We start from the raw sequence: 12,846 nt of genomic DNA, 5'->3' as shown, positions 1-12,846 counted from the left end.
GTCTACCCCTCTCCCGATGGCTCGCCTCCGTAGCCCCCAGTGGCTTGCCCGCCCCACCCTGCCATGGAAACCCGCTCGTCGCCGGAGTGCTTATCCTCAAGGTCAGAGCCCTGTCAGACCGCCCCGCAACCGGAGGTTCCCCCACCGTGCCCCACACCCGTCAACCGTCCGACCTCCGCTACGGCAACCGGCCGACCATGAAGGACGTGGCGGCCCGGGCGGGCGTGGGCCTGAAGACGGTCTCACGGGTCGTCAACGGTGAGCCCGGGGTGACGCCCGACACCGAGAGGCGGGTCCAGGAGGCCATCGAGGCGCTGGGCTTTCGCCGCAACGACAGTGCGCGCGTGCTCCGCAAGGGCCGTACGGCGACCGTGGGTCTGGTTCTCGAAGACCTCGCGGACCCGTTCTACGGCCCCCTCAACCGGGCAGTCGAAGAGGTGGCCCGCACGCACGGCGCGCTGCTCATCAACGGTTCCAGTGCCGAGGACCCGGACCGGGAACGGGAGTTGGCGCTCGCGTTGTGCGCCCGCCGGGTCGACGGCCTGATCGTGATCCCGGCCGGGGACGACCACCGGTACCTGGAGCCGGAGATCCGGGCGGGCGTCGCGACCGTGTTCGTGGACCGGCCGGCCGGCCGGATCGACGCCGACGTCGTGCTGTCGGACAGCTTCGGCGGCGCCCGCGACGGCGTGGCCCACCTGATCGCGGGCGGGCACCGCCGGATCGGCTTCATCGGCGACCACCCCCGCATCCACACGGCCACGGAGCGGTTGCGCGGCTACCACGAGGCCATGGACCGGGCCGGTCTGCCGGTGCCGGCGTCCTGGGTCTCCCTGGGTTCCACCTCCCCGGAGCGGGTGTCGGCGGCGGCCGGGGCGATGCTGAGCGGCCCCGACGCGGTGACCGCCCTGTTCGCCGGGAACAACCGGGTGACCGTCACCCTGGTACGGGTCCTCGCGGCGCGGCCCGGCAAGGTGGCGCTGGTCGGCTTCGACGACTTCGAGCTGGCCGACCTGCTGGATCCCGGCGTCACGGTCGTCGCCCAGGACGCCGCCGCTCTGGGCCGGGTGGCGACGGACCGGCTGTTCCAGCGGCTTGCGGGCGCGGGCCTGGCGCCGGCCCGCATCGAGCTGCCGACCCGCCTGATCCCCCGCGGCTCGGGCGAGCTGCCCCCCGCGACCGGCTGACGCCCGGCACGCGCGGGTACGGCCCGCTCGGGGATCCCCGAGCGGGCCGTACGTCGTCGCGGGTGCGGATCAGGCGGTCGCCGTGAGCGTCGCCGATCGGCGCGGGATGGCGAAGGCGTCCAGTTCGGCGCGGGTCAGGCCGGTCAGGGCCGTGACCTCCTCGGCGCCGACGGCGCCGCAGTCGAGACCGCGGACGAGGTAGCCGGCCAGGGCCTTGGCGGTGGCGGGCTCGTCCATGACGTCGCCCTCGATCTTGGCGACGTACGCCTTCAGGCGGGCCGCGGCGGTCTCCAGGCCCTCCCGGTAGAAGGTGAACACGGCCGCGTAGCGGGTCGGCAGGTGCGCCGGGTGCATGTCCCAGCCCTGGTAGTAGGCGCGGGCCAGGGCGCGGCGGGTGAGGCCGTAGTGCAGCTTCCAGGCCTCGTGGACGTGCTCGGTGGTGCCGATGGGCAGGACGTTCGTCGAGCCGTCCGAGACGCGTACGCCGGTACCGGCGGCCGCGACCTGCATGATCGCCTTGGCGTGGTCGGCGGCCGGGTGGTCGCTGGACTGGTACGCGGCGGAGACGCCGACGCAGGCGCTGTAGTCGAAGGTGCCGTAGTGCAGGCCGGTGGCGCGGCCCTTGGCGGCCTCGATCATCCGGGCGACGGTGGCGGTGCCGTCGGAGGCGACGATCGACTGGCTGGTCTCGATCTGGATCTCGAAGCCGATCCGGCCCGGGCGCAGGCCGCGGGTGATCTCGAAGGCCTCCAGCAGCTTGACGAAGGCGCTGACCTGCTCGGCGTAGGTGACCTTGGGCAGGGTCAGGACGAGGCCCTCGGGCAGGCCGCCGTGCGCGAGCAGCCCGGACAGGAAGATGTCCGTGGTGCGGATGCCGCGGTCGCGGACGTTGGACTCCATGCACTTCATGCGGACGCCCATGTACGGGGCGTTCGTGCCGTTGGCGAAGGCTTCGGAGACGAGGCGGGCGGCGCGGGCCGCGGCCTGGTCCTCCTCCTCGTCGGAGCGGACGCCGAAGCCGTCCTCGAAGTCGACGCGGAGGTCCTCGATGGGCTCGCTCGCCAGCTTGGCGCGGACGCGGTCGTAGACCGGTACGGCCAGCTCGTCGGAGATGCCGAGCACCTTGGCGAAGGTCGCGGCGTCCGGGGCGTGCTCGTCGAGGGCGGCGAGGGCCTGGTCGCCCCAGGAGCGGATGGTGTCGGCGGCGAAGACGTCACCGGGTACGTAGACGGTGTGGATGGGCTGACGGGTGCCGGGGTCGCCCGGGTAGTGCCGCGCGAGTTCCGCGTCCACCGGCGCGAGGGAAGCGCTGATGCCCTCGCTGACCGCGCCTGCGAGGCTCGTCGCCACCTTCTCCTGCTGACCCATCGTGCACTCTCCTCTTTTCCGCTTCACGGAATCTTAGATCCGCATAGCAGAATTTAATCACGGGGTTCCGCTCCGTCAATGGTCCCTCCGCCCGGAGCGGGAAACGACTCGGGGCCGTGCGGTGACAAACACCACACGGCCCCGGAGGCGACTTGCCCCGCAGGTCAGCCCTTACGGGCCTGGATCTGCTCGGTCAGCTGGGGGACGACCGCGAAGAGGTCGCCGACGACGCCGTAGTCGACGAGGTCGAAGATCGGGGCCTCGGCGTCCTTGTTGATGGCGACGATGGTCTTCGAGGTTTGCATGCCCGCGCGGTGCTGGATCGCGCCGGAGATTCCGGAGGCGATGTACAGCTGCGGCGAGACCGACTTGCCGGTCTGGCCGACCTGGTTGGTGTGCGGGTACCAGCCCGCGTCCACGGCGGCGCGCGAGGCACCGACGGCCGCACCGAGGGAGTCCGCGAGGGCCTCGATGATGCCGAAGTTCTCGGCGCCGTTGACGCCGCGACCGCCGGAGACGACGATCGCGGCCTCGGTCAGCTCGGGGCGACCGGTGGACTCGCGCGGGGTGCGCGAGGTGATCTTGGTGCCGGTGGCCAGGGCGCCGAAGGTGACGGCGAGCGCCTCGACGGCGCCGGCGGCCGGGGCGGCCTCGACCGGGGCCGAGTTCGGCTTCACGGTGATGACCGGGGTGCCCTTGGACACGCGGGACTTGGTGGTGAACGACGCGGCGAAGGCGGCCTGCGTCGCGACCGGACCCTCGTCACCGGCCTCAAGGTCGACGGCGTCGGTGATGATGCCGGAGCCGATGCGCACGGCGAGGCGCGCGGCGATCTCCTTGCCCTCGGCGGAGGACGGGATGAGCACGGCGGCCAGGGAGCCCGCGGCGGACACCGACTCGTAGGCGGCCTGCAGCGCGTCCACCTTCGGCACCACGAGGTACTCGGTGAACTCGGGGGCGTCGGCGGTGAGGACCTTGACGGCGCCGTGCTCGGCGAGCACCGCGGCGGTGTCGGCGGCGCCGGCACCCAGCGCGACGGCGACGGGCTCGCCGATGCGGCGGGCCAGCGTCAGCAGCTCGAGGGTGGGCTTGCGGACGGCACCGTCCGCGTGGTCGACGAAGACGAGAACTTCAGCCATGGGACTGCTCTCCTGCGATTGCGAAGTGTCTGGGGGCTAAGAGGGGATGGCCGGAGTTCTTAGATGAACTTCTGGCCGGCCAGGAACTCGGCCAGCTGCTTGCCGCCCTCGCCCTCGTCCTTGACGACCGTGCCGGCGGTGCGGGCGGGACGCTGGGTCGCGGAGTCGACCGCGGTCCAGGCGCCTTCCAGACCGACCTCTTCGGCCTCCAGGTCCAGGTCCGACAGGTCCCAGGACTCCACCGGCTTCTTCTTGGCGGCCATGATGCCCTTGAAGGACGGGTAGCGGGCCTCGCCCGACTGGTCCGTCACCGAGACGAGCGCGGGGAGGGAGGCCTCCAGCTGCTCGCTCGCGGAGTCACCGTCGCGACGGCCGGTCACGACACCGTCCGCGACCTTGACCTCGGAGAGCAGGGTGACCTGCGGGATGCCCAGGCGCTCGGCCAGGATGGCCGGCAGGACGCCCATGACGCCGTCGGTCGAGGCCATGCCCGTGATGACCAGGTCGTAGCCGGCCTTCTCGACGGCCTTGGCCAGCACGAGCGAGGTGCCCATGATGTCGGAGCCGTGCAGGTCGTCGTCCTCGACGTGGATCGCCTTGTCGGCGCCCATCGACAGCGCCTTGCGCAGCGCGTCCTTGGCGTCCTCGGGACCCACGGTCAGAACGGTGATCTCCGCGTCGTCCGCCTCGTCGGCGATCTGCAGCGCCTGCTCGACGGCGTACTCGTCGAGCTCCGACAGCAGGCCGTCGACGTCGTCACGGTTGACGGTCAGGTCCTCGGTGAACTGCCGGTCGCCGGTGGCGTCGGGCACGTACTTCACACAGACAACGATCCTCAGGCTCACGCCGGCTCTCCTACCGCATCGTCATTTTTGGTACCGCCTTGTGCAGGCAGCATAGGCGCCATGTCGGGCGGATCCCGGTCGGGGCGGCCCGCGCTCCGATGGGGATGTTACTCGCCAGTACACCCCGGGTCCCGGCCAGGTGCAAGGCCACCGAACTGTGACCTTGACAACGCCGCCCCGACCCGCCCCAACAGGGACGATTCAGTCCCGCAACGCGTTGAAGCTTCCTTGGTGGTAGAGCAGCGGACGGCCCTCCCCGGCCGGATCCCCGGCCACCGCTTCCGCGATGATCACACGGTGGGCGCCCGCGGGCACCCTCGCCACCACCCGGCACACCAGCCAGGCCAGCACCCCGTCCAGCAACGGGACCCCGTGCGGGCCCTCGACCCAGCCGGTGCCCCGGCCGAAGCGGTCGGCGCCGCTCGTCGCGAAGAGGCCGGCCAACTCCCGCTGGTGCTCGCCGAGTATGTGCACACCGAGGTGGTCGGAGTCCCTCACGGCGGGCCAGCTGGAGGAGCCGGTGCCGATCGTGAAGGAGAGCAGCGGCGGATCGGCGGACACCGAGTTGAGGGAGGTGGCGGTGAATCCGGCGGGCCGGCCGTCGAGGTCCGCGGTGATCACCGCGACACCTGCGGCGTGGCGGCGGAAGACGGAACGCAGCAGTTCGGGCGAGCCGGGCAGGCCGGAGCGGTCGGGGCCGAGGGGCGCGGACGAGGACACGGGAGCCGTCGGGGCGGTCGGGGCCGTCATCGGAATACTTCCTTCTGCCGCGGGAATCGCGGGCGCAGTCGGGGATCGGGGGGCCGGAGTCGTCAGTGATCCCAACAGCGCGCGCTCGCGTGGCGGACGAGGTCCACGTGGACCCGCCCGTAAAGCAGGAGTTCATACCGCATGTCGTCAGCCTGACGATCTCACGTGTACACAGTCAAGCCGGATCGGTCAGATGTCAGGCGCGTCACGCTCCGTACGGGCGCACGCACCGGCGCACCCGTCAGACCGCCGCACCGAGGGCGGCGATCACGTCGGCCTTGCGGGGCATCCCCTCGGCGCGGCGGACCACGCGCCCGGATGCGTCCAGCACGAGCACGGTCGGGGTCTTCACGATGCCGAGGGCGCGGACCAGGTCCAGGTTCCGCTCGGCGTCGATCTCGATGTGGGCGACCCCCGGAACCAGGGCGGCGACCTCGGCGAGGATCCGCCGGGTGGCCCGGCAGGGCTGGCAGAACGCGGTGGAGAACTGGACCAGGCTGGCCCGCTCCCCCGGTTGCCGGCCCAGTTCGGCCACGCCCAGGGGTCCTCCCGGCCCCCGACCGGCGGGCGGCCGTCCGTCGCCGTCCCGGTCGTCCACTCCGTGCCCGTGCACGCGTACTCCTGTCCACCCTGTCCGTATGTTCGTACCGCCCGGCCGGAGCCGGGCGAATCCCTTGTCCCAGCACCCGGCCCGCATGCGGCATTCCCCGCGTGACGAGAATCTCTCCGGGCGGGGCCGTCTGGGCTGGCCAGCGGGCCGCGTTTCGGGCACGATCCCCCCAAGGTCGCGTACCTACGCTTCCGTAACTTCCGGCCGGGAGCACCTCCCCAGGCAGAAAGCGGGGTCTCCCCACCATGGCTGAGCTCGTCTATCCCCCAGTGATCGGCGCCGCGCACACCCTCTTCCGTGCGCTGGACATCCGCATCGACATGAAGGGCACCGAGAACATCCCGCGCCAGGGCGGGGCGGTCCTGGTGTCGAACCACATCGGCTACCTCGACTTCATCTTCGCGGGCCTCACGGCGCGGCCGCAGAAGCGCCTGGTGCGGTTCATGGCCAAGGAGTCGGTGTTCCGGCACAAGGTGTCCGGTCCGCTGATGCGCGCCATGAAGCACATCCCGGTGGACCGCGCCCAGGGTGAGTCCGCGTACCAGCACGCCCTGGACTCCCTGCGGGCCGGCGAGATCATCGGGGTGTTCCCGGAGGCGACGATCTCCCAGTCGTTCACGCTCAAGAGCTTCAAGTCGGGTGCGGCGCGGATGGCCCAGGAGGCCGGCGTCCCGCTGATCCCGGTGGCGCTGTGGGGCACGCAGCGGCTGTGGACCAAGGGCCGCCCGAAGAACCTCAAGCGCAGCCACATCCCGGTGACGATGCGGATCGGCGAGCCCATCGAGGCCCCGGCCGACCAGTACGCCGGGGCGATCACGCGCCGGGTGCGCGAGCGGGTGCAGGAGCTGCTGGACGCCGCGCAGCGCGCCTACCCGGCCAAGCCGGCCGGTACCGAGGACTCCTGGTGGCTGCCGGCCCACCTGGGCGGCACCGCCCCGACGGCGGCGCAGGTGAAGGAAGCCGGCTGAGCCTGTCCCCGCTCGGGAGGTCGGACCCGCCCCGAGGTTCTCGGGCGTGGCCCTCCCCGGCCGCGTGCCGCCCTTGATCGCCGATGAGCGGGCAGATATTTGACCTCAAGGTCAACAACCCTGCTACGGTCATGCCATGGGCAGGCCGAAGCAGTTCGATCCGGACGTGGCGGTGGAGCGCGCGATGGACGTGTTCTGGCGCAAGGGGTACGCGGCGACGACGCCGCAGGATCTCGTGGACGAGATCGGCATCGGCAAGGGCAGTCTCTACCACGCCTTCGGAAGCAAGCAGGCCCTGTTCGAGCGGGCCCTGACCCGCTACCGGGACGCGCAGGCCGCGTGGCTGACGGAGCTCCTCGACCACCCGGGTCCGGCGAAGGACCGCCTGCGGGGCGCGCTGGAGGCGTTGGTCGCGCTCGATCTGGGCGGCCCCGACCGGCGCGGCTGCATGGCGGTCAACACCGCTGCCGAGTCGACCCCCTCGGACCCCTGGACGACCGACACGGTGCGCGGGATGTTCGCCCGCACCGAGGGCGCCTTCCGGGCGACCGTCGAGGAGGGTCAGCGCGCGGGCGAGATCGACGCCGGTCGCGACGCCGCCGCGGTGGCCTCCTGGCTGCTCGCGACGGTGATCGGCATGCGCGTGCTGGCGAAGACCGCGCAGGACGCCTCGCAGCTGACCCGGGTCGTGGACGCGGCGGTGGCCGCCCTGTAGGACGCTCGGCAAGGGGCTGCCCCCGGGAGCCCCGTTTTTTATGACCTTGTTCTGTACCTGTAGTTCAAGAATCCTGAAGGAGTCCGTCGTGGAACTCGCTCTCGCGGGGAAGACCGCCGTCGTCACCGGGGCCGGCCGGGGCGTCGGCCTCGCCATTACTCGGCGACTGGTCGCCGAAGGGGTCCGGGTGGTCGGCGCGGCCCGTACCATCACCGCCGAGCTGAAGGAGACCGGCACCCATCCCGTCTCGGTCGACCTGAGCACGCCGGACGGCGCGCGGGAGTTGGGAGCGCGGGCCCTCACGGAGCTCGGCGGCGTGGACATCCTGATCAACAACCTGGGTGGCGGTGACCGCTTCAACCTCGACGGGTTCCTCGCGACCGACGACGCCCTGTGGGCGCACAGCTTCGAGGTCAACCTGTTCGGCACGGTCCGGGTCACCCGGGAGCTGCTGCCGAGCCTCCTTGAGCGGCGCGGGTCGATCGTGAACATCTCGTCGATGTGCGCGCGCCTGCCCGCCACCGGACCGATCGAGTACGGCGCGGCGAAGGCCGGCCTCAACGCGTTCACGAAGTCGCTGTCCGAGGAGTTCGGCCCCCGGGGCGTCCGCGTGAACACCGTCTCCCCCGGTCCGACGCGCACCGCCATCTGGGAGGGCGCGGACGGCTTCGGCGCCCTCCTCGCCGAGTCGAACGGGGTCGAGCACGGCGCGTTCCTGAGGGGGGTGCCCGCCGCGATGGGCATGACCACCGGCCGCATGGTCGAGCCCGACGAGGTCGCGTCCGTCGTCGTCTTCCTCGCCTCGGACCGCGCGGGCAGCGTGACGGGCGCCGACTACGTCGTCGAGGGCGGCGGCATCAAGACGGTGTGAGGCGCGCACGGCGGGGTGCGCCGGGCTCCCTCAGCCCGCGCTCTCCGCCCGCCTGCGGCGCCGGTGCGCCGCGACCCGGGCGCGGGTGGAGCAGGTGGTGGAGCAGTAGCGGCGGACGCTGCCGGGGCCGGCGCCGAGGAAGAGCCGCCCGCAGCCCGTGGCGGCGCAGGCGCCCCAGACGACGCGGCCGTGTTCGGTGAGCAGTTGGGCGAGGGCGAGGGCTCCGGAGGCCAGGAACCAGTCGCCCCAGTGGGCCCCGGCGCCCCGATCGACGTGGAGGTGCCACGGGTGGCCGTCGTGCCGGGTCAGCCGGGGCCGGGTGCCGCACTCGTCCAGCAGGGCGTTGATCGCCTCCGCGGCACGGTCCTCGTCGGTCTCGGCTAGGACGGCGGCCATCCGGTGCGCGGCGGCCCGCAGTTCGGCCGCGTCCGCCGCGCCGAAGGCCTCCGGAGTGAGGTCGGCCGGGTGCTCCCCGTGCCGGGCGAGCAGGGCGGCGAGGTCGTCGCGCGACAGGGCGGGGGCCGCGCGGACCGCTTCGGCGCAGTCGATCAGCCGTCGGGCCGCCGAGAAGCCCTCGCCCGCCGGACCGCCCCCGTTCCGTGCGCCCGCCATCGCCGGATCCTTTCGCCGTACACCCACGTGACGTAACGTCTTGCTGCGGCAACACGTTACACGCGGCGCGGTTCGGTACGGGAGGGGGTCCGGGATCATGGGCGGGTTCGGCAGGTACCTGGGGGCGGCGCTGGCTGCGCGGTTCGCCTCGGAGGGCATGGGCATGGCGGTGGTGCTGCTGGCCCTGGAACGTACGGGGAGCGCGGCGCACGGGGCGTTCGTCCTGACCGCCTGGTTGGCCCCGCACGTACTGGCGGCTCCCCTCGCGGGCGCCGCCGCCGCGCGGACCCGGCGGCCTCGGCTGTTCCACGCGGGCGCGCTGGCCGGGTTCACCGTCGCGACGGCCGCGCTCGCCGCGCTGCTGGGGCGGGCCCCCTGGCCGGCGGTGCTGGCCGTCGCGGTGCTCGGGGGAACCTGCGGGCCGATGGTGACGGGCGGGCTCTCCAGCCTGGTCGCGGGGCTGGTGGCGGAGGGGCCGGGGCGCGATCGGGCGTACGCCTGGGACGCGTCCACGTACAACGCGGCGGCGGTCACGGCCCCCGCCGCCGTCGGCACGATCACGGCGCTGGCCTCGGCCGGGCCCGCGATGGCCCTGTTGACCACCTCCGGCGCCCTCGCGGTGGTGCTGGCCGCGACCCTGCCGTACGAGGACTCCGGCGCGGCCCGGCCGCAGGCCGGCCCCCGGGCCGGGCTCGGCGCGGGCCTCTCCGCACTGTGGCGGGTCCGGGAGCTGCGCGCCGTCACCTCGGCGACGACCCTGGCCTTCGTCGGCATCGGCGCGCTGACCACGGGCTCGGTGCTGCTGGCCACCGAACTCGGCAGCCCGGGCGCGGGCGGGGTCCTGATGACGGCCTTCGCGGTGGGGGCGCTGACCGGTTCGCTGACGCTGGGCCGGATCACCTCCGTGGCGCCGGGCCGGTTGGCCCGCTGGGCGATGGCGGGGACCGGGGCGGCCCTGACGGCGGCCGCGTTCAGCCCGTCGGTGGCGGTGACGGCCGCCCTGTTCGCGGTGGCCGGGGTGTGCGACGGACCGCTGCTGACGGCGACGCTGCGGATCCGTGCGCGGTACGCCCCGGACGGGGTGCGGGCGCAGGTGTTCACCCTGGGTGCGGGGTTGAAGCTGACGGCGGCCTCGGCGGGCGCCGCCCTCGTGGGGCTCGCGGCCGCCGCGCCGGCCTGGACGCTGCTACTGGGGATCGCGGCGCTCCAGCTCGTGGCCGCCGCCCTCCACCTGCTGGTGGCGGCTCGGGGACCCGTACCGGAATGCGCTACAGGGCAGTGGGCAGGTTCCGCCACAGCTGCGTCCGGTCGGCGGACTCCCGGAGCGCCTTGAGGGCGGCGGGGTGGGGGGCGGCGTACAGCTCGGGGTGGTCGATCTCGCCGAGTTCGGGGCGCACGGGGAAGGCGAGCCGCTCCCGCTCCAGGTCGAAGCGGGCGTCGACGCCGGGCTTGTTGCCGCGGGCGTCGAGCCGGGACCACCGGGCGCTGCCGGGCAGCCGCAGGGCGATCAGGCCGTGGACCACGTGCGCGGAGCCGTCGTCGGTGAGGAGGCGCTGGTAGCACAGGGCGGCCGGGATGCCCCGGGCGCGCAGGAGCGCGGCGAGGGCGTGGGACTTGGCCAGGCAGATGCCGTTGCGCGTGCGCAAGGTGTCGGAGGCCCGCCAGGTGACGCGCTGGTCACCGGTGTCGGCGGAATGCCCGACGGTGTCGCGGACGAACCCGAAGGCCACTTCGGCATAGGTCCGGTCGTCACCGGTGGCCGTCCAGAGGGCGTCGGCGGTCTCCCGGACGAAGGGGTGGTCGTGGTCTACGGCCTCGTCGGCCGCCAGGTAGGCGTCGAGGTCGGAGTGCTCCTGGATCATTTCCATGATCCAGGAGCATACCTATGCGCTTTTTCGCATGCCTATCGATTTATCGGCCGGGGCCGGTTCAGCGCGCGAGCTCTTCCTTCAGCGCCTGGAGGAAGCCGTCCACGTCCTCTTCCTGGGTGTCGAAACCGCACATCCAGCGGACGTCGCCGGCGGCCTCGTCCCAGAAGTAGAAGCGGTAGCGCTCCTGGAGCCGCCGGGTGACCTCGTGCGGAAGCCGGGCGAACACCGCGTTCGCCTGCACCGGGTAGAGGATCTCCACCCCGTCGGTCTCCCGCACACCGGCCGCGAGCCGCTGCGCCATGGCGTTGCCGTGGCGGGCGTTGCGCAGCCACAGGTCCTTGGCCAGCAGCGCCTCCAGCTGAACGGAGACGAAGCGCATCTTCGACGCCAGCTGCATCGACATCTTGCGGATGTGCTTCATCTTGCGGACGGCGTCCGGGTTCAGCACGACCACGGCCTCGCCGAACATCATGCCGTTCTTGGTGCCGCCGTACGACAGCACGTCCACGCCGACCGTGTTCGTGAAGGTGCGCATCGGGACGTCGAGCGAGGCCGCGGCGTTGGCTATCCGGGCGCCGTCGAGGTGCACCTTCATGCCCAGGCCGTGGGCGTGGTCGCAGATCGCCTTGATCTCGTCCGGCGTGTAGACCGTGCCGAGCTCGGTGTTCTGGGTGATCGAGACGACCTGGGGCATGGCCCGGTGCTCGTCGTCGAAGCCCCAGGCCTCCTGGTCGATCAGCTCGGGGGTGAGCTTGCCGTCGGGCGTGGGGACGGCCAGCAGCTTGAGGCCGGCCATGCGCTCCGGGGCGCCGCCCTCGTCCACGTTGATGTGGGCGGACTTGGCGCAGATCACGGCGCCCCACCGGTCGGTCATGGCCTGGAGGGCGACGACGTTGGCGCCCGTGCCGTTGAAGACCGGGAAGGTCTCCGCGTACGGCCCGAAGTGGCTGCGGAAGATCTTCTGCAGGTTCTCGGTGTACTCGTCCTCGCCGTACGAGACCTGGTGGCCGCCGTTGGCGAGGGCGAGGGCCGCGAGGACCTCCGGGTGCACCCCGGCGTAGTTGTCGCTCGCGAACCCGCGCACCGCGGGGTCGTGGTGGCGCCGCGCATCGGTCTTCACGGCATCGGTCCTCACGGTTGCGGAGTGAGCCACAGACGCTGTCCGTTCACCTCGGAGGCGGGCCGTTCCCACACGCCGGCGATGGCCTCGGCCAGCTCCGCGACGTCGGTGAAGCCCGCGAACTTCGCATTGGGGCGCTCCGCGCGCATCGCGTCGTGCACCAGTGCCTTGATGACCAGGATCGCAGCCGCGGCCTGCGGGCCGTCCTCGCCCCCCGCCTTGCGGAAGGAGTCCGCCATGGCGAGGGTCCAGGCCTCGGCGGCCGCCTTGCCGGCGTTGTAGGCGGCGTTGTTGGCGACCGGCTTGTGCGCGCCGGACTGGCTGATCAGCACGTAGCGCCCGAGGGCGCTGCGCAGCAGGCCGTCGTGGAAGGCGAGCGAGGTGTGCTGGACGGTGCGGATGAGGAGCTTCTCCAGGAAGTCCCAGTCGGCGAGGTCCACATCGGTGAACGTCTTGCTGCCGCGCCAGCCGCCGACCAGGTGGACGACGCCGTCGAGGCGGCCGAACTCCTTCTCGGTGTGCTCGGCCCACGCCTTGGTGGCGGCCAGGTCCAGCAGGTCGACGGTGTCACCGGTGATGGTGGCGCCGCCGTGGGCGTAGCGGGCCGCGTCGACGGCCTCGGCGAGGCGCGCCGGGTCGGCGTCGGAGGCGACGACCACGGCGCCGGCCTCGGCCAGGCGCATCAGCGTGGCGCGTCCGGCGGGGCCGCCGGCTCCCGCCACCGCGATCACCGCTCCGTGGAGCGTGCCGTTGCCGTTCACGGAGCCGTTCATCTGTGCAGCCTCCTGCG

At 72.6% G+C, this 12,846-nt stretch carries 14 protein-coding genes; 5 read left to right on the top strand and 9 right to left on the bottom strand.

Translation table 11 applies throughout. From position 1 onward, the window contains the following. The first annotated feature begins 197 nt into the window (after positions 1-197). Positions 198-1,187 carry a LacI family DNA-binding transcriptional regulator gene (locus tag ACZ4XJ_RS12265; protein WP_362876608.1) on the top strand — a complete coding sequence of 330 codons (990 nt, stop codon included), beginning with the start codon at positions 198-200 and terminating at the stop codon, positions 1,185-1,187. A 69-nt stretch (positions 1,188-1,256) separates the two neighbouring features. On the opposite strand, the gene ACZ4XJ_RS12260 is transcribed toward ACZ4XJ_RS12265, so the two are convergent. From ACZ4XJ_RS12260 to ACZ4XJ_RS12240, 5 genes are all read right to left on the bottom strand, one after another. Beyond that, the gene (locus ACZ4XJ_RS12260) at positions 1,257-2,555 is read right to left on the bottom strand and encodes a DUF6986 family protein (protein WP_362876582.1); all 1,299 of its coding nucleotides are present in this window, start codon (positions 2,553-2,555) and stop codon (positions 1,257-1,259) included. A 164-nt stretch (positions 2,556-2,719) separates the two neighbouring features. Then, complete coding sequence (locus ACZ4XJ_RS12255) at positions 2,720-3,694, bottom strand: electron transfer flavoprotein subunit alpha/FixB family protein (protein WP_362876581.1); 975 nt, start codon at positions 3,692-3,694, stop codon at positions 2,720-2,722. 59 nt (positions 3,695-3,753) lie between these two features. Continuing rightward, positions 3,754-4,539, bottom strand: a complete 786-nt coding sequence (locus ACZ4XJ_RS12250; RefSeq protein WP_362876580.1) for an electron transfer flavoprotein subunit beta/FixA family protein — start codon at positions 4,537-4,539, stop codon at positions 3,754-3,756. 201 nt (positions 4,540-4,740) lie between these two features. Further along, positions 4,741-5,289 carry a flavin reductase family protein gene (locus ACZ4XJ_RS12245; RefSeq protein WP_468496107.1) on the bottom strand — a complete coding sequence of 183 codons (549 nt, stop codon included), beginning with the start codon at positions 5,287-5,289 and terminating at the stop codon, positions 4,741-4,743. A gap of 241 nt (positions 5,290-5,530) precedes the next feature. Continuing rightward, the gene (locus ACZ4XJ_RS12240) at positions 5,531-5,902 is read right to left on the bottom strand and encodes a thioredoxin family protein (protein ID WP_468496106.1); all 372 of its coding nucleotides are present in this window, start codon (positions 5,900-5,902) and stop codon (positions 5,531-5,533) included. A 242-nt stretch (positions 5,903-6,144) separates the two neighbouring features. Here ACZ4XJ_RS12240 and ACZ4XJ_RS12235 point away from each other — a divergent pair, with 242 nt between their 5' ends. From ACZ4XJ_RS12235 to ACZ4XJ_RS12225, 3 genes are all read left to right on the top strand, one after another. Beyond that, positions 6,145-6,867, top strand: a complete 723-nt coding sequence (locus ACZ4XJ_RS12235; protein WP_468496105.1) for a lysophospholipid acyltransferase family protein — start codon at positions 6,145-6,147, stop codon at positions 6,865-6,867. A 136-nt stretch (positions 6,868-7,003) separates the two neighbouring features. Continuing rightward, complete coding sequence (locus ACZ4XJ_RS12230; protein ID WP_468496104.1) at positions 7,004-7,582, top strand: TetR/AcrR family transcriptional regulator; 579 nt, start codon at positions 7,004-7,006, stop codon at positions 7,580-7,582. An 88-nt stretch (positions 7,583-7,670) separates the two neighbouring features. Beyond that, on the top strand, positions 7,671-8,453 hold the full coding sequence (locus tag ACZ4XJ_RS12225; RefSeq protein WP_362876577.1) for an oxidoreductase: 783 nt from the start codon (positions 7,671-7,673) through the stop codon (positions 8,451-8,453). A gap of 30 nt (positions 8,454-8,483) precedes the next feature. On the opposite strand, the gene ACZ4XJ_RS12220 is transcribed toward ACZ4XJ_RS12225, so the two are convergent. Continuing rightward, positions 8,484-9,065 (bottom strand): CGNR zinc finger domain-containing protein, encoded by a 582-nt coding sequence (locus tag ACZ4XJ_RS12220; protein WP_468496103.1) that lies wholly within the window; start codon positions 9,063-9,065, stop codon positions 8,484-8,486. Positions 9,066-9,162: 97 nt separating this feature from the next. Here ACZ4XJ_RS12220 and ACZ4XJ_RS12215 point away from each other — a divergent pair, with 97 nt between their 5' ends. Further along, positions 9,163-10,398, top strand: coding sequence for an MFS transporter (locus ACZ4XJ_RS12215; RefSeq protein WP_362876575.1), 1,236 nt, complete (start codon positions 9,163-9,165; stop codon positions 10,396-10,398). Here the strand turns inward: ACZ4XJ_RS12215 and ACZ4XJ_RS12210 are convergent. The 3 genes from ACZ4XJ_RS12210 to ACZ4XJ_RS12200 form a co-directional block, all read right to left on the bottom strand. After that, positions 10,334-10,933 (bottom strand): transglutaminase-like domain-containing protein, encoded by a 600-nt coding sequence (locus ACZ4XJ_RS12210; protein WP_468496102.1) that lies wholly within the window; start codon positions 10,931-10,933, stop codon positions 10,334-10,336. The genes ACZ4XJ_RS12215 and ACZ4XJ_RS12210 overlap by 65 nt on opposite strands. A gap of 61 nt (positions 10,934-10,994) precedes the next feature. Further along, complete coding sequence (locus tag ACZ4XJ_RS12205; RefSeq protein WP_468496101.1) at positions 10,995-12,056, bottom strand: threonine aldolase family protein; 1,062 nt, start codon at positions 12,054-12,056, stop codon at positions 10,995-10,997. 11 nt (positions 12,057-12,067) lie between these two features. Then, positions 12,068-12,829 carry an SDR family NAD(P)-dependent oxidoreductase gene (locus ACZ4XJ_RS12200; protein WP_362876572.1) on the bottom strand — a complete coding sequence of 254 codons (762 nt, stop codon included), beginning with the start codon at positions 12,827-12,829 and terminating at the stop codon, positions 12,068-12,070. Between the last annotated feature and the right edge of the window lie 17 nt (positions 12,830-12,846).

The organism is Streptomyces sp. NPDC029836, from assembly GCF_055574495.1.
Note: the sequence above shows the minus strand (reverse complement) of the source record. Positions and strands in the feature narration are given on the sequence as shown.